Annotated in this window: 23 protein-coding genes; 17 read left to right on the forward strand and 6 right to left on the reverse strand. The window is 42.7% G+C overall.

Annotation, left to right across the window (positions count from 1 at the left end; genetic code table 11):
• The first annotated feature begins 79 nt into the window (after positions 1-79).
• From dnaG to GDZ68_RS10815, 7 genes are all read left to right on the forward strand, one after another.
• Positions 80-1,891: a DNA primase gene (gene dnaG / locus GDZ68_RS10785; RefSeq protein ID WP_153722310.1), complete on the forward strand. Its 1,812-nt coding sequence runs from the start codon at positions 80-82 to the stop codon at positions 1,889-1,891.
• A 15-nt stretch (positions 1,892-1,906) separates the two neighbouring features.
• Entirely contained in the window at positions 1,907-3,076 is a 1,170-nt protein-coding gene (gene rpoD / locus GDZ68_RS10790; RefSeq protein ID WP_153722311.1) for an RNA polymerase sigma factor RpoD, read from the forward strand.
• Between the two features lie 90 nt (positions 3,077-3,166).
• Positions 3,167-3,733, forward strand: coding sequence for a hypothetical protein (locus tag GDZ68_RS10795; protein ID WP_153722312.1), 567 nt, complete (start codon positions 3,167-3,169; stop codon positions 3,731-3,733).
• A 94-nt stretch (positions 3,734-3,827) separates the two neighbouring features.
• Positions 3,828-4,967, forward strand: coding sequence for an acyl-CoA dehydrogenase family protein (locus tag GDZ68_RS10800; RefSeq protein WP_153722313.1), 1,140 nt, complete (start codon positions 3,828-3,830; stop codon positions 4,965-4,967).
• A 138-nt stretch (positions 4,968-5,105) separates the two neighbouring features.
• Entirely contained in the window at positions 5,106-5,489 is a 384-nt protein-coding gene (gene cccA, locus GDZ68_RS10805) for a cytochrome c550 (RefSeq protein ID WP_228551080.1), read from the forward strand.
• Positions 5,490-5,609: 120 nt separating this feature from the next.
• Positions 5,610-6,308 carry a tRNA (adenine(22)-N(1))-methyltransferase gene (locus GDZ68_RS10810; protein ID WP_153722315.1) on the forward strand — a complete coding sequence of 233 codons (699 nt, stop codon included), beginning with the start codon at positions 5,610-5,612 and terminating at the stop codon, positions 6,306-6,308.
• Positions 6,305-7,423: a Nif3-like dinuclear metal center hexameric protein gene (locus tag GDZ68_RS10815; RefSeq protein ID WP_153722316.1), complete on the forward strand. Its 1,119-nt coding sequence runs from the start codon at positions 6,305-6,307 to the stop codon at positions 7,421-7,423. Before GDZ68_RS10810 ends, GDZ68_RS10815 begins: the two co-directional genes overlap by 4 nt.
• A 49-nt stretch (positions 7,424-7,472) precedes the next feature.
• On the opposite strand, the gene GDZ68_RS10820 is transcribed toward GDZ68_RS10815, so the two are convergent.
• Together GDZ68_RS10820 and vrrA are read right to left on the reverse strand one after the other, a co-directional pair.
• A complete protein-coding gene (locus GDZ68_RS10820; protein WP_153722317.1) occupies positions 7,473-8,438 on the reverse strand; it encodes a 4-hydroxy-3-methylbut-2-enyl diphosphate reductase in 966 nt (321 codons plus the stop codon).
• Positions 8,439-8,507: 69 nt separating this feature from the next.
• Positions 8,508-8,960 (reverse strand): VrrA/YqfQ family protein, encoded by a 453-nt coding sequence (gene vrrA / locus GDZ68_RS10825; protein ID WP_153722318.1) that lies wholly within the window; start codon positions 8,958-8,960, stop codon positions 8,508-8,510.
• Positions 8,961-9,073: 113 nt separating this feature from the next.
• On the opposite strand from vrrA, the gene GDZ68_RS10830 reads away from it, so the two are divergent.
• Positions 9,074-10,369, forward strand: coding sequence for a DEAD/DEAH box helicase (locus GDZ68_RS10830; protein WP_153722319.1), 1,296 nt, complete (start codon positions 9,074-9,076; stop codon positions 10,367-10,369).
• A gap of 11 nt (positions 10,370-10,380) precedes the next feature.
• Positions 10,381-11,268, forward strand: a complete 888-nt coding sequence (locus GDZ68_RS10835) for a deoxyribonuclease IV (RefSeq protein WP_153722436.1) — start codon at positions 10,381-10,383, stop codon at positions 11,266-11,268.
• Positions 11,269-11,306: 38 nt separating this feature from the next.
• On the opposite strand, the gene GDZ68_RS10840 is transcribed toward GDZ68_RS10835, so the two are convergent.
• Positions 11,307-11,549, reverse strand: a complete 243-nt coding sequence (locus GDZ68_RS10840) for a hypothetical protein (RefSeq protein WP_153722320.1) — start codon at positions 11,547-11,549, stop codon at positions 11,307-11,309.
• A gap of 99 nt (positions 11,550-11,648) precedes the next feature.
• Between GDZ68_RS10840 and GDZ68_RS10845 the strand changes: the two genes are divergently transcribed.
• The 8 genes from GDZ68_RS10845 (at position 11,649) to GDZ68_RS10875 (ending at position 16,152) form a co-directional block, all read left to right on the forward strand.
• Positions 11,649-12,419 (forward strand): metal ABC transporter ATP-binding protein, encoded by a 771-nt coding sequence (locus GDZ68_RS10845; RefSeq protein ID WP_153722321.1) that lies wholly within the window; start codon positions 11,649-11,651, stop codon positions 12,417-12,419.
• Positions 12,416-13,246 carry a metal ABC transporter permease gene (locus tag GDZ68_RS10850; protein ID WP_153722322.1) on the forward strand — a complete coding sequence of 277 codons (831 nt, stop codon included), beginning with the start codon at positions 12,416-12,418 and terminating at the stop codon, positions 13,244-13,246. The genes GDZ68_RS10845 and GDZ68_RS10850 overlap by 4 nt, the downstream gene beginning before the upstream one ends.
• Positions 13,247-13,268: 22 nt before the next feature.
• Positions 13,269-13,685 carry a Fur family transcriptional regulator gene (locus tag GDZ68_RS10855; protein ID WP_153722323.1) on the forward strand — a complete coding sequence of 139 codons (417 nt, stop codon included), beginning with the start codon at positions 13,269-13,271 and terminating at the stop codon, positions 13,683-13,685.
• Positions 13,686-13,963: 278 nt separating this feature from the next.
• On the forward strand, positions 13,964-14,140 hold the full coding sequence (locus GDZ68_RS18095; RefSeq protein ID WP_194841130.1) for a hypothetical protein: 177 nt from the start codon (positions 13,964-13,966) through the stop codon (positions 14,138-14,140).
• 382 nt (positions 14,141-14,522) lie between these two features.
• The gene (locus tag GDZ68_RS10860) at positions 14,523-14,813 is read left to right on the forward strand and encodes a hypothetical protein (protein WP_153722324.1); all 291 of its coding nucleotides are present in this window, start codon (positions 14,523-14,525) and stop codon (positions 14,811-14,813) included.
• Between the two features lie 119 nt (positions 14,814-14,932).
• Positions 14,933-15,142: a DUF4083 family protein gene (locus GDZ68_RS18395; protein ID WP_194841131.1), complete on the forward strand. Its 210-nt coding sequence runs from the start codon at positions 14,933-14,935 to the stop codon at positions 15,140-15,142.
• A gap of 96 nt (positions 15,143-15,238) precedes the next feature.
• Positions 15,239-15,682, forward strand: a complete 444-nt coding sequence (locus GDZ68_RS10870; RefSeq protein ID WP_153722325.1) for a hypothetical protein — start codon at positions 15,239-15,241, stop codon at positions 15,680-15,682.
• Positions 15,683-15,870: 188 nt separating this feature from the next.
• Positions 15,871-16,152, forward strand: coding sequence for a hypothetical protein (locus tag GDZ68_RS10875; RefSeq protein WP_194841132.1), 282 nt, complete (start codon positions 15,871-15,873; stop codon positions 16,150-16,152).
• 466 nt (positions 16,153-16,618) lie between these two features.
• Here the strand turns inward: GDZ68_RS10875 and GDZ68_RS10880 are convergent, their stop codons facing one another.
• The 3 genes from GDZ68_RS10880 to GDZ68_RS10890 are packed head-to-tail and all read right to left on the reverse strand — an operon-like array spanning position 16,619 to position 18,708.
• Positions 16,619-17,182, reverse strand: coding sequence for a 5' nucleotidase, NT5C type (locus GDZ68_RS10880; RefSeq protein ID WP_153722326.1), 564 nt, complete (start codon positions 17,180-17,182; stop codon positions 16,619-16,621).
• Entirely contained in the window at positions 17,179-18,303 is a 1,125-nt protein-coding gene (ispG, locus tag GDZ68_RS10885) for a flavodoxin-dependent (E)-4-hydroxy-3-methylbut-2-enyl-diphosphate synthase (RefSeq protein WP_255425145.1), read from the reverse strand. The genes GDZ68_RS10880 and ispG overlap by 4 nt, the downstream gene beginning before the upstream one ends.
• A gap of 60 nt (positions 18,304-18,363) precedes the next feature.
• Positions 18,364-18,708, reverse strand: coding sequence for a hypothetical protein (locus tag GDZ68_RS10890; protein ID WP_153722327.1), 345 nt, complete (start codon positions 18,706-18,708; stop codon positions 18,364-18,366).
• Positions 18,709-18,752 lie beyond the last annotated feature (44 nt).

An 18,752-nucleotide genomic window follows, 5' to 3' on the forward strand; every position in this document is an offset into this window, starting at 1 on the left:
TTAAGTGAATTTTGTCGATAAAGAAGGGTTTTTTAGAAAGACCGCGAATTTATGTATATAGAGTAGAAATGGTGATAGAATGACAAGAATATCTGACGAGACAATCGAGGAAATCCGTACAGGAACCGACATTGTCGACTTGATCAGTGAGTATGTCCAGTTAGCCAAAAGAGGCAAGAACTGGTTTGGACTTTGTCCATTCCATGAAGAGAACAGCCCGTCATTTTCTGTTTCCGAAGACAAACAGCTTTTTCACTGCTTCGGCTGCGGAGCGAGCGGCAATGCAATTACGTTTATGATGGATATGGAAAACCGAACGTTTATTGATTCCATTGTTAAGCTGGGCAGCAGGATGGGGATCGAACTCGAAGCGTCGGCGAATGAACAGCAGGCATCGAAAAGCTCTTCTCATCAACAGATGCAAAAAGCCTATGCGCTTGCCGCCAACTTTTACAGCCATCTGCTCTTAAACACCATAGAAGGCGAAAAAGCACTGGAATACTTAGAAAAAAGAGGGTTTACGCGCGATCAAATCGAACAGTATGAAATAGGATGGTCTCCTGTTCAATCGGATGCTCTGTCTTCCTTATTAAAAAGACAGGGTTACGACCTGAAAGAAATGGAAACTGCAGGGCTTTGTTTGCAGAAAGACGATGGCTCTGGTTTTTTTGACCGCTTCAGAGGAAGAATCATGTTTCCGATACAAGACGATAATGGAGTAACCATTGCCTTCTCCGGAAGAAGGCTGGAGGACTCTTCCACTGATGCCAAATACATCAACAGTCCGGAAACACCCATTTTTGAAAAGAGCAAGGTTTTGTTTAATTTTCACCGTGCACGTCTTAATGTTCGGAAAACGGGTAAAGTAATACTATTCGAAGGTTTCATGGATACGATTTCCGCAGACCGCGGGGGTATTGGAAATACAGTCGCAGTCATGGGAACTGCCTTGTCCTCTCATCATATTGTGAAACTGAAGCGTATGGCAAAAAAAGTCGTGATTTGCTGCGACGGTGATTCTGCCGGCTGGGGGGCCGCCAAACGATTTGCCGACAGCTTGATCGACAGCGGGATGGATGTGCTTGTGGCCACGCTGCCTGACCGGATGGATCCTGATGATTTCATTTCGGAAAAGGGAGTGGAAGCTTTCAGTCAGAAGGTTCTTGATCAGCCGCTCTCATACATCTCGTTTGTCGCGGCTTATTATAAAAGAGACAAAAATCTGACGGTTGATCATGATATTAAGCAGTATGTTCATGAAGTGTTCAATGAGCTTGCCCACCGTTGTTCTCCTATTGAGAAAGACTTACTGATTCAGCAGCTCCACGGTGAAACACATGCTTCAAAAGAATCGCTTGGACAGGAATTCACTAAGTCGATTGCCCGGAAGGCTCAGCATAAACGAGATGCAGATCCCGTACAGGCAAGCCAACCGGTAAGTGTAAGCCGCACTACAGCGAACAGAACAGAAACAGATCGGGCAGAACAGCTGCTTCTGGCACATCTCTTAATGGATGCCGACTTGTTTGAGGAAAAACGGCTGGAGCTTCAAGACTTATTTGTCAGGGAAGATGTGATTAAAATCTTCTTTAAGTTGGCTGCTTTTTATGAACAGTACGACATGCCGAACTATCAGCGGTTTGCAGAAATGCTGGAAGACCGGCAGTTAAAGAAAATTGTTATGGAAGCCATTTTGACCGAGCGTTCTCAAGAGCATACCGGACAAGAGGTGGATGACTGTATTCGCCATTTAAAGCGAAGCCAGCTAAAACGTCTAATTAATCAAAAACAGCACGAATCAAAAGAAGCAGAAAAAAGGAACGACCTACTAAAAGCAATGGAGTTGGCAACGGAAGTTATCCATCTTGTGAGATCGTTAAAGGTTCTGTAAGGAGGTATAGTCACTATGACAAAAGAAGAAAAAGCGGGAGAAGCGGAATTGACCCTTGAAGAAGCAAAAGCAGCTATTATAGAGGCTGGTAAAAAAACAGGTGAACTAACTTTGGAGGATGTCACGGAAAAACTGGCATCTTTTGAAATGGAACCTGAGCAATTCGAAGAGTTTCTAGATCAGATAGAAGCACAGGAAATCGAAATGGATAGAAAAGAAGAGGCTGATCCCAAGAGTGACAAGGAAGAACAATTTGACTTAAATGACTTGAGTGTACCGCCAGGTGTCAGAATCAACGATCCCGTTCGGATGTATTTGAAAGAAATCGGCCGTGTTGACTTATTAACAGGTAAAGAAGAAGTAGATCTTGCTATCCGGATTCAAGAAGGTTTGGAAGCAGAAGCGGAACTTGCAGAAACAAATACGATGACTCCTAAGATAGATAAAACTATCCTGCGCGGTGAAAATGCCAAAAAGAAATTGGCGGAAGCTAACCTGCGCCTAGTCGTAAGTATTGCAAAACGCTATGTCGGCCGTGGAATGCTGTTTCTTGACTTAATTCAGGAAGGGAATATGGGTCTGATTAAAGCCGTAGAGAAATTCGATCATACAAAAGGCTTTAAATTTAGTACGTATGCAACTTGGTGGATCCGCCAGGCGATTACCCGTGCTATTGCAGACCAGGCCCGCACTATTCGAATTCCTGTGCATATGGTGGAAACTATCAATAAATTGATTCGTGTCCAGCGCCAGCTTCTTCAAGATCTCGGACGTGAGCCGTCACCTGAAGAAATCGGCGAGGAAATGGATCTGACTCCTGAAAAAGTACGTGAAATCCTTAAAATTGCACAAGAACCTGTTTCTTTGGAGACACCTATTGGAGAAGAAGATGATTCCCATTTAGGTGATTTCATTGAGGATTCAGAAGCACAGTCACCTTCCGATCATGCAGCCTATGAACTGTTGAAAGAACAGCTGGAAGATGTACTGGATACACTTACCGACCGGGAAGAGAACGTTTTGCGACTGCGATTCGGCCTGGATGACGGCCGTACAAGAACGCTTGAAGAAGTAGGCAAGGTCTTCGGCGTCACACGTGAACGTATCCGTCAGATCGAAGCAAAAGCACTTCGCAAACTGCGTCATCCATCCCGCAGCAAGCGCCTGAAAGACTTTTTAGAATAACATCTGCATCGGCTTCATAACAGCCGATGCTTTTTCTTCTGTATACATAATCTTAAAAATTTTACGATCGGCATCATTGGAGGAGAAAGGATGACTAAGGAAAAGAAACAGATCATCATATCTGAAATACGCTATTGGAAAACCAATAAATTGCTTCCCGAACATTATTGTGACTTTTTGATTACCTTATATGCTCAAGGTGAAGATCCTGATGAGGTGGCAGTAAAAGAACAATCCACACTGCAAAAAGAAAGCAGACAGCTGAGGACAAAGCAATTGTTGATCCTGTTTATCAGCATGCTGCTCGCAGGGGCCGCATCCGCTGCTATGTTTTTACTGAATGAATACCCGGCAGCTACTTTGCTGACAGCAACGGTTCTTTCGGTATTTTTACTTATCATGGCATCCGGAAAGAATTTCATTAGAAAAGGCTTTGCACCTTTTTTATACATATCAATGGCCTTTCTACTACTGATGATGTCATTGAAAATCTGGACAGCATTTTTTGATGGAGAAACGTCTTTATTAATCGGCCTGCTCGTCTTGAATTGTGCGCTGTGGCTGTTTACAGGCAGACTGATGAAACTGCTTTATTTCACAATCTCAGGTTTACTTGGTTTATTAGTGATCGTCGGATTTTTGATATTATCTTTTTGATAGATTGGGTGGAATATAAGGAAATCATTGCTATATTTCATCCGATTTCTATATAATGAAATGTAAAGGCTTTCATTATGAGAGGATGATCAAAATGAACTTTGATTTAACTCAAGAACAGCAAATGGTGAAGAAGTTAATGAGAGATTTTTCTAATGAAGAGGTGGCGCCGGGAGCAGTAGACCGTGATCGAACCGGGAAGTTTCCGCTTGATATCTTCAAAACGCTTTCTCAGATGGGTATGATGGGGCTGCCTTTTCCGGAAAAGTATGGCGGTGCAGGAGCAGATACAATAAGTTTTGCGATTGTGACTGAAGAACTGAGCCGTGCGTGCGCTTCCACAGGGATTACGTATTCGGCACATATTTCACTTGGGGGGGCACCTTTGCATTTATTTGGAACAGAGCAGCAGAAGCAGGATTTTCTGATACCAATCTGCACAGGTGAATCACTGGGAGCATTTGGTCTGACGGAACCAAACGCGGGGTCGGATGCAGGCGGAACGGAGACGGCCGCGGTGCTTGAAGAAGGTAAATATATAATAAACGGCTCGAAAGTCTATATAACGAACGCGAGCTATGCAAAGCATCTGGCTTTGACAGCTGTTACCGGTCGAAAGGACGGCCGGAAAGAAATCAGCGCGATTATTGTTCCGACAGACACAGAAGGCTTCACAATCATCGACAACTATGAAAAGATGGGGCTGCATGCCTCAAATACAACGGAGCTGATACTCGATCAGGTTACCGTGCCGGAAGAAAATTTACTTGGCGAAAGAGGCAGGGGTTTTCAGCAGTTCCTCGTCACCCTGGACGGCGGACGTATCGGAATCGGAGCGATGGCAGTCGGAATCGCCCAAGCAGCCTACGAGCGCGCCTTGAATTATTCAAAAGAACGAAAGCAATTCGGAAAAAGCTTGTCATCATTCCAAATTACACAATTCAAACTGGCTGATATGGCGATGAAAATCGAACTTGCCCGAAATATGGTCTATAAAGCGGCATGGATGAAGGATCAAGGCAGGAAATTCACGAAAGAAGCATCGATGTGTAAACTTTACGCTTCTGAAATTGCCATGCAGATAGCCAGTGAAGCCATTCAAATACACGGTGGATACGGCTATATGCGGGAATACGAAGTCGAACGATATCTACGGGATGCGAAGCTGCTCGAAATTGGAGAAGGCACCTCAGAAGTACAGCGTATGGTCATCGCAGGACAAATTGGCTGCTGACTGCGGAATTATGTCCAATCTGTCACAAAAGGTGAAAAGTCGCCCAATAACACTTTCAGTTTTCTCAAAGATACAGTACAATGTTAATTGTGTACTGTATCTTTTACAGAATAGATTCTGATGAAGGAGGGTAATCCAATGAATAAAAATCCTGTTATACCTTATCTTTTGATTTTTGCGCTGGGAATTGGACTGATTTTCTTCATGTCACTTTATGGTTTAGATCAAAAGAAAGAAATTGCCGGTGCTAACGAAGAAGAAGGTACTGAGCAAGGCAAGGAAGAAGAAAATGCAAATACCGGCGAATTTGATGCGGAGGCAGTTGCGCAGCAGAAATGCATAAGCTGTCACGGTGAAGGCTTGTCCGGCGGAATGGGACCTGCATTAGCTGGTTCATCATTCGAAGCGGATGAAATGCATGACGCAATCAAAAACGGCGTTCCAGGAACTGCAATGCCTGCTGGACTTGTTCCAGATGAGAACATAGATGAAATGGTTGACTACATTTTATCATTAGACTGATCGCCTACTTATGAATAAGAGCTATTAAATCAAGGATTACTTCCCTGGTTTAATAGCTCTTTTGCATTGCATGAAATGTTTGCCGACTATACAATAGAGTGGAATGAAAGGCGGGAAATTATGAACACCAATCACTTATCAGAACGTCTTGCGATGGTCGCAAGTTTTGTTCCGCAAGACACGGTACTGGCCGATATCGGCAGCGACCATGCCTATTTACCATGCTATTTAAAAAACATAGGAAAGATACAGCGCGCAGTTGCCGGGGAAGTCGTCAAAGGTCCTTTCGAATCTGCACGCCGCAATGTGCAGTTGAATGGTTTTTCCGATCATATTGAAGTGCGATTGGCAAATGGACTGCTGGCAATCGAACCAGCAGATAAAGTGGAAACTGTAACAATTGCAGGCATGGGCGGAACGCTGATCACAACAATTCTTCAAGACGGCATGAAACGCCTTGACGGAGTGAAACGGATTGTAGCACAGCCGAATATTCATGCGATTGCGATCAGGCAGTGGGCTATGAAAAATGGTTTTTTGATTGCGGATGAAGAGATTTTGCAAGAAGACGGAAAGATATATGAGGTCGTGGTTTTGGAGAGAGGCATTGCAGAATATTCGGATGCCGACCTTCTTGTAGGCCCTATCCTGCGAAAGAAAAACTCAGACGTTTTCCAGGCAAAGTGGGAAAGAGAAATGTGTGAATGGAAACGTGTTATAAGAGCCTTGGAGCAAGCAGAAAGAACCGAAGAAATTCAAAAGAAAAAAACAGAGATAGAACAAAAAATAGAATTAGTCAGGAAGGTGTTAACTGCATGAAAAAGGTAAATGGATATCAGATCATTGAGCTATTTGAAAAGTGGTCACCGAAGCGGCTTGCATTTGAAGGAGACCCGGTGGGATTGCACATAGGCCAGTTAAATCGCCAGGTGAATAAGGTGCTGGTAACACTTGATGTCAATGAACAGGTGATTGACGAAGCGGTTGAACAGGGTGCCGCTCTGATCATTGCGCATCATCCCCCTTTATTCAGACCCGTGAGAGCAATTTTGACGGATACACCTCAAGGGCGGATGATTGAAAAATGCATCAAGCATGACATTGCTGTCTATGCCGCGCACACCAATCTCGATATTGCGGAAGGCGGTGTGAATGATATGCTGGCTGATCGTCTTAAATTGACAGAGACGGAGCCGATTGAAGTGACGAATTCCGAACACTTAGTAAAGCTTGCGGTATTCTGTCCTCAAGGAGATGCAGATCAACTGCGCTGTGAACTGGCAGCAGCAGGCGCAGGAGCGATCGGGGATTATGCAGGCTGCAGCTTCAGCTCACAGGGGATAGGACGTTTCACGCCTGTCAATGGAGCGAATCCGGCAATCGGTGAAGTAGGGAAGCCGGCGGAAGTGAAAGAAGAGCGAATCGAAGTTGTGTTCCCTGAAAGTCTGCAGTCTAAAATAATCAAGACCATGTGTACAGTCCATCCCTATGAAGAACCGGCGTTTGATCTGTTTAAAATGCAGCAGACAACGAATATTCAGGGAATCGGTAGAGTAGGCCGTTTGGCAGAAGATATGACATTGAAGCAATTTGCCGCGCATGTAAAAGAGGCATTTCAAGTGCCTGCTCTGCGTTTCGTCGGAGATCCGGAGACGGTTGTACGCAAAGTGGCTGTTCTCGGTGGAGACGGCAACAAATACATTTCAGCCGCAAAGCGCAAAGGTGCAGATGTGCTCGTGACTGGCGATTTATATTATCATACGGCACAAGACGCGGAGGCACTGGGACTGGCTGTTGTCGACCCGGGACATAATATTGAAAAAATTATGATCAGGGGAGTGGCTGAAAAATTGACTTCTCTCTGTCAGGATAAGAATTTTGATATCGAAATTCTCGAATCCCGCGTGATTACCGAACCCTTTCAGTTTCTGTAAATAAATAAAACCGCTAAGAAAAAATTATCTCTTAGCGGTTTTTTATTATTTATGGTTCAATTCGAATGACAGGTGAAGGATTTTTGATTTTAGGTAAAATTCTATCCAGTTTGAACTGGCGCTCTGCCTTGTGAGTCGAAGGGTCTGCCGGATCAAATGCAGTCAAATAAGCAATTACTTCTCTGACGATGAGAGTAGGTGTAGAAGCTCCTGCCGTCACCGCGACTGTCTCTATATCCATCAGCCATGCTGTGTCAATCTCCGAGACATCAGAGATACGGTAGGAAGGAGTATTGGCAATCTCTACAGATACCTGCGTCAGACGGTTTGAGTTATTGCTCTTCGGATCGCCTACAACGATCAGCAGATCTGCCTCTCCCGCCTGCTCTGCCACTGCTTCCTGACGTACTTGAGTCGCCAGACAGATTTCTTCATGAACTTCTATATGCGGGTACTTCTTCTGCAGCTCTTCCATAAGATGTGCAACATCCCACTGGCTCATAGTGGTTTGATTGGTAACCAGCAGCTTTTCGTTGCTGATATTCAGATTATCAATATCTTCCAGTCTCTCAATTAGATGAACAGACTCCGGTGCTACGCCGATGGCTCCCTCTGGTTCAGGATGATGTTTTTTACCAATATAGAGAATGTCGTATCCTTCCGCAACTTTCTCTTCAATCAGGTGATGCGTCACAGAGACATCGGGACAAGTGGCATCAATGGCCACTAAGCCTTTCTCTTTTGCCAGTTTGCGGACTTCAGGAGAAACTCCGTGTGCTGTATAGATGACAGTTCCTTTATCTACTTTACGCAATATATCCAGTCGGTTTTCTCCATCCAGCGTAATGATTCCATCTTCTTCAAAAGCGTCGGTAACGTGTTTATTGTGGACGATCATGCCTAATATATAAATGGGTCTCGGCAGGGATGTATCAAGTGCAGCATTTCTTGCAATGACCATCGCATCAACCACACCATAACAATAACCTCTAGGTGAAATCTTGAGTACTTTCATTTATTCCACTCCACTCCTCTAGTAACTTCTCTTTCATTATAGCGGAGATTCGCGGCTGATTCAAAGAGTTCAGAACGGAGGCTGAAAAATCCTTGGTGAAGATGGCTGTTCTGCTATCGGGCCGGGTGTGCTGGAAACAGGCGGCACCGGATTATTCCCTCTTGCAATGGAAGAGGGAGCCGGGGCATCAGGCATGGATTGAAACCCTTTATATAATTTCCACATGGCAGGCAGGTTTTGAATCATCGGTGCAAACTGCTGCACAAGCGGCGCAAACTGCTGAGCAGTGTTCAGGAAACGGTTGGCGGTCTGCATATACTGATCAGCTCTCGACGCACCGCCAGCTCCTGCTCCGGTCCCGGCCCTCATCTGCTGATTAGCAGCCTGCTGAAATCCTGGGTTCTGCTGCGTGCCCATACCCTGAGGAAAAGACTGACCGCCGGGAGGAAGTTGCGACGCAGGTGGCATCTGTCTCATGGGCTGCTGCTGATTGCTGAACGGATAAAATGATTGATATCTCATCACAAACTCCTTTCTGAAATTTTTTAGTTGCTTCTCTTCATATCCTATGCGAAAAAAACAGCTGATGGCACCGAATCATGTTACAATAAGAAATACGCTAGAGGAGGAACGATATGTCTAAATTTACAGATTATCAATTCAAACCGTTTTTGAGGGAAGCCATTCAAAAATTAGGGTTTGAAGAACCGACACCCATTCAAAAAGAAATGATTCCACTTATAATGAAAAATACCAGTGCGATTGGACAGGCACATACAGGGACAGGAAAATCACACAGTTTCCTGATTCCTCTTGTGGAAAAAATCGACACAGAGACAGATGAACTGCAGACGGTGATCACTGCACCGACCCGTGAATTAGCGACCCAGCTTCATAATGAATTGAAGAAGCTGATTGACGGCACCGATATTAAAAGTGCAATTCTTATTGGCGGTACCGATAAGAAAAGGTCTGCAGATCGTTTGCGCAGTACGCCGCATATCATCGTGGGAACACCAGGCCGGATACAGGATATGTCTGAGACAGGTGCCTTGGCAATTCATACGGCGACTCAGCTTGTAATTGATGAAGCCGATCTTGCATTTGATATGGGATTCATTGAAGATATTGATAAATTTGCTTCCAGAATGCCGAATAAGCTCAACATGTATGTATTTTCAGCAACAATTCCCGAAAAGCTGAAACCGTTCCTTGCTAAATATATGAATTCGCCTGTACATGTACAAATGGATGATAAAAAGCCGTTGACGGAGAACATGCACTATTCATTGGTTCCTGTCAGAAGTATGGACAAAAATAAGAAACTGCTTCATGTAATGGATGCGATACAGCCTTACTTGGCGATCATCTTTACGAATACGAAGCAAAACGCAGATCAGCTTGCGAACTATTTATCGGCACACGGTTTTAAGCCGGGCCGTATACACGGAGACCTGACACCGCGTGAACGTACACGGATGATGAAGCAGGTGCGTGATCTTGAATATCAATACATCGTCGCAACTGATTTGGCTGCGAGAGGAATCGATATCCCGGGTGTCAGCCACGTTATCAACTTTGAATTGCCGGAAGACCTTGAGTTCTTTATTCACCGTGTCGGCCGTACAGCGCGTGCAGGTTTAGAGGGCACAGCGATCACGTTATACGAACCGGCAGATGAAGATGCGATTAACCGTATTGAAAAGCTTGGCATACCGTTCGCCCACGAAGATGTCAAAAACGGCGAATGGATCGAAGTGAAAGAACGTCAGGCACGGAAGAAACGGGTCAGAGAAACAGATGAAATCGATAAGAAAGCAGATTCGTTTGTCCGTAAACCTGATAAAGTGAAGCCTGGCTATAAGAAGAAAATGGCAGAAGAAAAAGAAAAGTTCAAGAAGAGACAAAGGAGAATAAAAAAGAAATCATGAGTGCAAATGAAATCCTATTAGGCTCCCACGTATCCATGAGCGGCAAGAAGATGCTGGAAGGATCCAGTGAAGAAGCGGCAGGCTACGGAGCCAACACATTTATGATCTACACTGGAGCACCGCAGAACACCAGACGTAAACCGATAGAAGAATTGAATATAGAGAGCGGAACTGCGCTGATGAATAAGAGCGGACAGTCAAATATCGTTGTCCACGCGCCTTACATCATCAATATCGCCAACACGACTAAGCCAGAAACCTTCCGTCTGGGCGTTGATTTTCTGCAGCAGGAAATTCGACGTACGGAAGCGCTCGGCGCCAATCAAATCGTACTCCATCCCGGCGCCCACGTAGGTGCAGGAGCAGAGACAGGCATTGCTAAAATCATTGAAGGTCTTAATGAAGTGCTTTCTGAAGATGCAAATGTACGTATTGCACTCGAGACAATGGCGGGGAAGGGTACAGAATGCGGCAGAAGTTTCGATGAGATTGCAAAGATCATTAACGGCGTGGAAAATAATGAACGGCTTTCCGTCTGTTTCGATACATGCCACGTTCACGACGCAGGCTATGATATCGTGAATGACTTTGCAGGCGTTCTTGAAGAGTTCGACAAAATTGTCGGGCTTGACCGGATTTCTGTTATCCACGTCAACGACAGCAAAAACGAATGCGGCGCAGGAAAAGACCGTCATGAAAACATCGGTTTTGGTCATATTGGTTTTGACCCGCTCGCCTATATTGTCCATCACCCGACGTTTAAAGACGTTCCAAAAATTTTGGAGACGCCTTTCATCGGGACAGACAAAGCAAATAAAAGAGCTCCATATGCAGTTGAAATCGCTATGCTGAAGAGCAAAAAGTTTACGCCTGAATTACTGAAAGAATTGAACGTTTAATATCGTATTACAGGCGCTGCAGAGATGCAGCGCTTTTTTTATTGCAGTTTATACTGCTCCATATACAAGATCATTTCTTCATAACCGATAATTGAAGAGACTTTCTCTAAAAATGCCGCAGGGATCCCCGTGAACAGCCAGGACAGTGAAACCTCATCCAGCAAAGGACGAAGCTGTTGAATCTGTTTTACGGTTAGCTGAACTCCGTTACTCGCTGCATAGTTCTGTGCATCCTGATCCGATAACTGTTTAATCTCCTGAATCAGCTGAAGTAAATCCATCTGTATCAAATCCTTTCAATTGGTTGTATCCCTGTGCAACTTCCTATATAATGCATAAAGTAATCGGAATGATTACGAATTGAAGGAAGGGATATGTATATGACAAATTCCATCATCAAATTAGAGCATATAACACACAAATATCATCATTCCATCGCCTTATCAGACGTCAGTCTCGAAGTGAAACAGGGTGAATTTTGGGCATTGATCGGTCCGAACGGTTCCGGCAAGTCCACATTGCTAAAAATCATCTTGGGACTCTTGACGCCAATGGAGGGGACGGTCGAATTATTCGGCGTGCCGATCGATTCATTCAAACAGCAGCAGCGAATTGGCTATGTTTCACAGAAAGCCAATGCTTTTACTACAAAGTTTCCTGCTACTGTCCTAGAAGTCGTCAAGAGCGGCCTGACGAGCAAAAAAGGACTGTTTAAACGATTTACTAAAGAAGATGAACAGCGGGCAATCGATGCTTTGGAAGTCGTCAAAATGGCGGACCGCCAGTCTGAGAGCATAGGCGATCTTTCAGGCGGACAGCAGCAGCGCGTTTTTATTGCGAGAGCGCTTGTAAGCAAGCCTGATCTGCTTATTATGGATGAGCCGACAGTCGGGATTGACAGACAAAATGCTGATTCTTTTTATTCTATGCTCAGTGAATTAAACCGTGAGTATGGTATTGCAATTTTACTGGTCACGCATGAAGTTGATTTAGTGACACAGCTCGCTACGCATGTGGCGTGTCTGAACCATACGATACATTTCCATGGTATGCATCAGGACTACGAAAAAATGAGTGAAGAAGAATTGTCTGGCTGGTACGGCCATTCGGTTCGTCGGCTTCATCAGAAGGAAACGGAGAATCTCACATGATTGAAGCGATTTTCACCTACGAGTTTTTACAAAATGCGGTACTCTCCGGACTGGTGATAGGACTGATTGCACCGATGCTCGGATTATTCATTGTGGTTCGACGCATGGCGATGATTTCCGATGCATTAAGCCACGTGGCTTTGGCGGGGATTGCAGGCAGCCTGTATTTGAGTCAGCAAGTATTATTTTTTGCTGCGCTGAATCCGGTGTATTTAGGGATGGCGGCAGCTGTTGTCGGTTCCTTGCTGATTGAACGGCTGCGAAGAATCTATAAAAGTTTTGAAGAGCTGGCCATACCGATTATCCTTTCTGCCGGAATTGGCTTTGGCGCGATATTTATTTCATTGGCAAAAGGTTTTGGCACAGATTTGGTCGGTTACTTATTCGGCTCTGTTTCCGCTGTCAGCCGCCAGGATCTGTATATCGTCCTGCTGATTGCAGTCATTGTGATTTTATTTATATACTTTTTATATAAAGAGTTGTTTTCATTAGCGTTTGATCCAGAGTATGCAAGAGTGTCAGGGGTTAATGAACGAATTATTCAAGCGGCATTTATGGTGATTACAGCACTCGTTATCGGAGCTTCTATGCGTATCGTCGGGATCTTGCTCGTATCGTCATTGATGACATTGCCTGTGGCGGCGGCAATCCAGCTAGCCAAAAGCTATAAAGGTGCATTGATTTATTCCATCATATTTGGTGAAATTGCTGTGATCATTGGTCTCATATCTGCTTATTATTTAGATATTGCACCAGGCGGAACAATAGTAGTAACTTCAGTTTTCATCTTACTGATTGTGCTTTTTGGGAAGAAAGTGCGGTCATGATGATCGAGAGGGGCGTATCGGTATGACGATTGATGAAGCGTGGGAAATTTTATTGAAGCATGAGTTTAAACGGACAAAAAACCGGGATATTCTGCTGAAGTTTTTTGATCAGGCGGATCGTTATGTCACGGCGATGGAAGTCAGAACGGCGGTAGAGAAGGATAATTCGGGAATCAGTTTTGATACGATCTATCGGAATCTGGCCGTTTTTTCAAAGCTTGGTATATTGGACGAAACGGAATTAAATGGAGAACGTCTTTTCCGCATGCAATGTGCCACTGATCATCATCACCATCATTTTATCTGCACGACATGCGGGAATACAAAATCCATTCCCAGCTGTCCGATGGATAGTGTGACGGTGAATCTGTCGGAATATGAAATAGACGGACATAAATTTGAGATCTATGGCAGATGTCCGGATTGTATTAGAGTGTAAATGCGCACAGTACATTTTTAATAAATAAGATCTAGAGCTCAAGACAATCCGCGGTTCGGATAAGTCTTGGGCTCTTTATGGCTGGTGGAGATATTCATCTTAACACAATTTCTTAACCGATCTTATGGTAGGTTCACCTAAATTTCTAACTTTATGGAGGTTGCTGGAAAGAAAAGATGTTATTATGGAGTGGAATTAGAAATAATGGAGATACCACAATCTGAGCCACTTGTGGAACAATTTATGTTGTAATGAACGTTGAGGAAGGAGTGTATGGGATGAGTAAATATAAAAAACGTACTGTATACATTTCGATTGTAATTCTTGCTTTCTTTTTAACATTATCACTTATCATGCAACAATGGGGATTCTTCCTATGGAGTTTACTGCCTGTCTTTCTAGTTTTGATGACCACGTTTTCCGCCAATTTTGACCGGAAAAGTAGTGAGAAATGAAAGGGCTTATTCAATCGACAAGGCGCTCCAATGGTATTAACAAAGCGTCTGATTTTCATTATCGGTCCAGATTGTTTATTTAACAGGGTTTTTAAATATTTCCGTGGGAGCGGCGTGGGAAATGAGGGAGAAGAGTGTTAGCAGTTTTTGTATTAGTAGTTTTGATAGTATATTTGTTCGACTTTGCCAAAATAAGAAAACAGAATCAAACAGTGATTGTACAGAATGATAAGATTATCTCTCTCTTGGAAGAGATTAAAAGTAAACAATAATTACTCTTCAATCGGGCGCAATTATTGAATAAGGATTTATGTTCTTTCAACAATAGGGTCATTTTGTTGGAGGACGTTTTCACATATTCATGTAGATAGGTAGGGAATATATGTCTGATAAAACAAGTAAAAATATAATGATAGGTATTTTAGTCTGCTTGGTAATAATTGCTTTGAAACCGACGCCGTCTTTTCAATCTGAATTTCCATCCTCATTAGAAGTAAGTGATTATCGTGGTGAAGCAGTTGTTCAACTTGCAGAAAATAGAATAGCAATTGTCGATAATAACACAAACTCAGGAATGCATGGAGAAGTATTGGTACTCGAATTTGATGAAACGAGTAAAAGTTTTAAAATGCTTGGTCGATATAATTACATCAGCGAATTATTCAATGAGTAAAGATAAAATTAGTTGAAAAAGTAACTAAGTATTGGGCGCTTTAACTGAATAAAGAAGCGCCCTGAATTTCATTCTCGGGCCATTTAACAGAAGTTGAAAAGTAGGAGAGGAAGATTATTTTGGACTCACTAAATAGCTCAGTTAACATTGGTGATATTGTATTTACTACAATTTTTATTCTGCTAATAATCCTATTCTTTGTTTCATTGACGGTTTTCATCAGAAGATTATCAGTTACTCAAAGGAAAAGAGCCGAAAATAATGTAAAAGTGGAGCGGAAACTAGATAGAATAATTGAACTGTTAGAGCAAGATAAATCAAACAAATAAGACGTTTAGGGTTCCATTAATGGGCGTGATTGCGTGGAAGCGATTGCGTCCAAATCCTGTAAAAGGGCTTGATAAGTGAATTGGAGGGGGTTAAGAATGCATGATTATAAAGAATTTTACATAAACAGTTTTGAAACCTACTCATTTACTCGCTTGGTGAGAACTCAGAACTTTGAGTTTTACTTTATTCTTGGACGAAATGACGTGCGAAACTTTAATGAATGTTGGGATGGTAGGTTAACAGAAGTATTGGGATACCTAGTTATGTATTCAGATGTTCAAAATGACAAGCAAATAAGTTATATATATCTAATTGAAGATGAAAATAAAGATTTTCTGGATATTACTCTTCATACAAGGATGTTTGTAAATGAAATGTACACATATTTAATGAACTTTGATATGGGAGATGATGAAAACTTTATTATCAAAAAAACTAATGTGTATCAAAAGGAATTACTTGAAGAAAACATTGGTGAATTTATAAAAAAGGTTGTTGACGAAGATATTCCTGAGATAGCCCTAAATGAAATAATCTAAGAAAAACTTAAAAAGTTCTTTTTGAGATGTCTCACTTTTCTAAAGACGTTTTTGTTTCTATGTGTTCTATTTCAAGAAACGGGCGCTTTAACTGAATAAAGAAGTGCTCTGAATTGTATTATCGGAACATTATCTAGAGTGGATTAGTAAAGTAATCAATTTTTTTAAAAATGAAGGGATTGGTTAGAATGATGATTTTAGCACCATTCCTTGTGGCTATTTTGTCGGGAAGCATTGTATTGTTGATTACTTGGGGCTTAACAAAAAAAGGTTTTTCTTTACTTGTAAGAAATCTACCAGGAGTCGCTACAGTAATAGCTGCGATAATCCTATTTTACATTGGTTTTGTAGCTGTTAGAGGATTTGAAGGAGCAGCGTATTTAATTCTTGCTCTCTTTTTAGTTGGCTTTGCACTAGCTGCTTTTGTAATGACAAACGTAATGACAAAAAAAGTGGTTATCACAAAGTAATAATAACTTTTGTCTTTTCAGGAATCGGGCGCGATTATCGCACACTCATAAATTTCATTTCTCATTTTATTGAGGAATGAAACTTTTTTTATCAATTCCACCAACTTCATAGCAAACAACTATCCTAACTAATCACGTAAGTATAAATAATAAAAAAACACCTAACAAAAGTAGAATTTTCTACTTTTGAAAGGTATTTATCTATATATATGAGCAGAAAGGAAAAATGGTTGTTTTTCTGGAGTACATTGGGTCGGAGTATGGCATATTTCTTGGCTTCACGTTACGGGAACTGGCGATCTCCCTGTCTCCTCACTCCTCCACTGATTGGAATCATCGTACTTGCGCTGCTCTCTCATAATATGTGGCTCATGCTTTTTATAGAGAGGCTGTTAATTGAGATGAAATACACAAAAAACGCTTAGATATTCTAAGCGTTTTTCAGATTCATTATCGGAATTTCAATTTAAGCAAACAATCGCTGTACCTGCTGATTTGCTTCTTGCCAGTCTTTCACCCGAATAACACCATTTGGAATCGGTTTGCGGTTATACGGCGTGTCAAACAAGAATACGGGGATATCAAGTTCTTCATGGATTTCCACTGCATTGTCATGTTTATCTTCGAAAAAAGCATTTACAGACAAGCGTTTTGCTGTTTCGATCTTATGATGCGTGCCGATCAACTCTACATGATCAAACGGTATCTGTTGTTCCTGAAACCAATTGGTCGTGCATTCCAGTACATTTTGACCGCGAGCTGAGATGTAGTACAGCTCATACTGTTTTTGCCAGTCTGACAGCACTTCTTTTGCAAACTGCTGGGCAGGGGATGTTTGATAAATCAATTCCTCTGCCCCTTTATACCACTCGCCGAATTGGACAGGATCCACATCAAAAGCTTTCGTCAGATCATACTCTTTAATATCTTCAAGTGTCAAATTCGAACCAAAGCGCTTATTGATATGAGGCAGCAGGGAAGTAGGGCATGTTACGGTTCCGTCAATATCGATTCCAAAACGGGTTTTCATTCAGAAACGCCGCCCTGAACCAATGCCTCTTCCTGTCTTTTCTTTTCGAAGTATTCCTCTGCCAGTTTATCGATTTCTTTCTTCAGTTCTTCCACCATTGTTTCTTCAGGTACTTTACGGACAGTTTTACCGTGCATGAACAGCAGCCCTTCACCGCGGGCTCCCGCAATTCCGATATCCGCTTCTCTTGCTTCACCCGGTCCGTTTACTGCACAGCCGAGCACTGCTACTTTTAAAGGTGCTTTAATATGAGAAATATATTCTTCCACTTCATTGGCAATGGAAATCAAGTCGATTTCGATACGGCCGCAAGTCGGGCAGGAAATCAGTGTTGCAGCATTCGAAGACAATCCAAATACTTTCAGAAGCTCTCTTGCCACTTTGATTTCCTGCACAGGGTCAGCACTCAGCGACACGCGCATCGTGTTTCCGATGCCTGCTGACAGCAATGTGCCAAGTCCCGCTGAACTTTTAATAGAACCCGCGAACAGCGTACCGGATTCTGTGATGCCCAAGTGCAACGGATAGTCAAATGCTGCCGCAGCTAATTTATAAGCCTCAATCGCTAAGTTTACATCTGAAGCTTTCAATGAAACGATAATATCGTGGAAATCCAAGTCTTCTAAAATCTTAATATGATGCAGGGCACTTTCTACCATACCCTCAGCAGTCGGATAGCCGTACTTTTCAAGAATTTTCTTCTCGAGTGAACCGGCGTTCACACCGATACGGATCGGAATGCCTTTTGCCTTTGCAGCATTAACGACCGCTTCTACTTTTGACTGGCGTCCAATGTTGCCCGGGTTGATTCTGATTTTATCTGCACCTTGCTCAATTGCAATTAAAGCTAATTTATAGTCAAAATGAATATCTACTACTAACGGAATATTGATGCGCTTTTTAATTTCGCCGATTGAATAAGCAGCACGCTCATCCGGGCAGGCTACACGTACAATTTGACATCCTGCTTCTTCTAAACGAAGGATTTCGGCAACAGTAGCCTCCACATCATGCGTTTTCGTAGTCGTCATACTTTGAATAAACAGTTCATTGCTTCCCCCGATTGTCAGGTTACCGACTTTTACAGGACGGGTGTTGGAACGATGAATCATTTCTGTCATTGCGATTCTCTCCTTCAAATAAATAAATAACTAAATTCATCCACCATATTGAATGGAAAATTACTTTGTGCTCTGTTCCTGGCAAGCTGAATCTGTTTCTGCTCCGAGAGGCAACTGGATTTGTTCGCCCGCCAGAAGCTTCTGGCGTTCCAGATGAGGATTCAAGTCATAAAACAACTCGAGCCTTTCCAGAAAATTATGAGTTGGATCTGGGTATAATGCAAATAACGACTCTATTGTATCATCTTCAACCGTCCGAATGACAATGGAAGGATTGACCGCTTCCTCAATACAGGACGTTTCATCGTCGAAAAAGGCTGCAAGAGGGATTGTCCCATCTGTCAAATCCACGCGAACGAAATGAACGATACAAAAAACAGCGAGTGCAAGTATAAATATTCTCATGGCAATCCCTCCTGTCACACACTATGCAGACAGGAAGGGGAATA

Origin of the sequence: Sporosarcina cascadiensis, assembly GCF_009650995.1 — a bacterium.
Lineage (GTDB): Bacteria > Bacillota > Bacilli > Bacillales_A > Planococcaceae > Sporosarcina > Sporosarcina cascadiensis.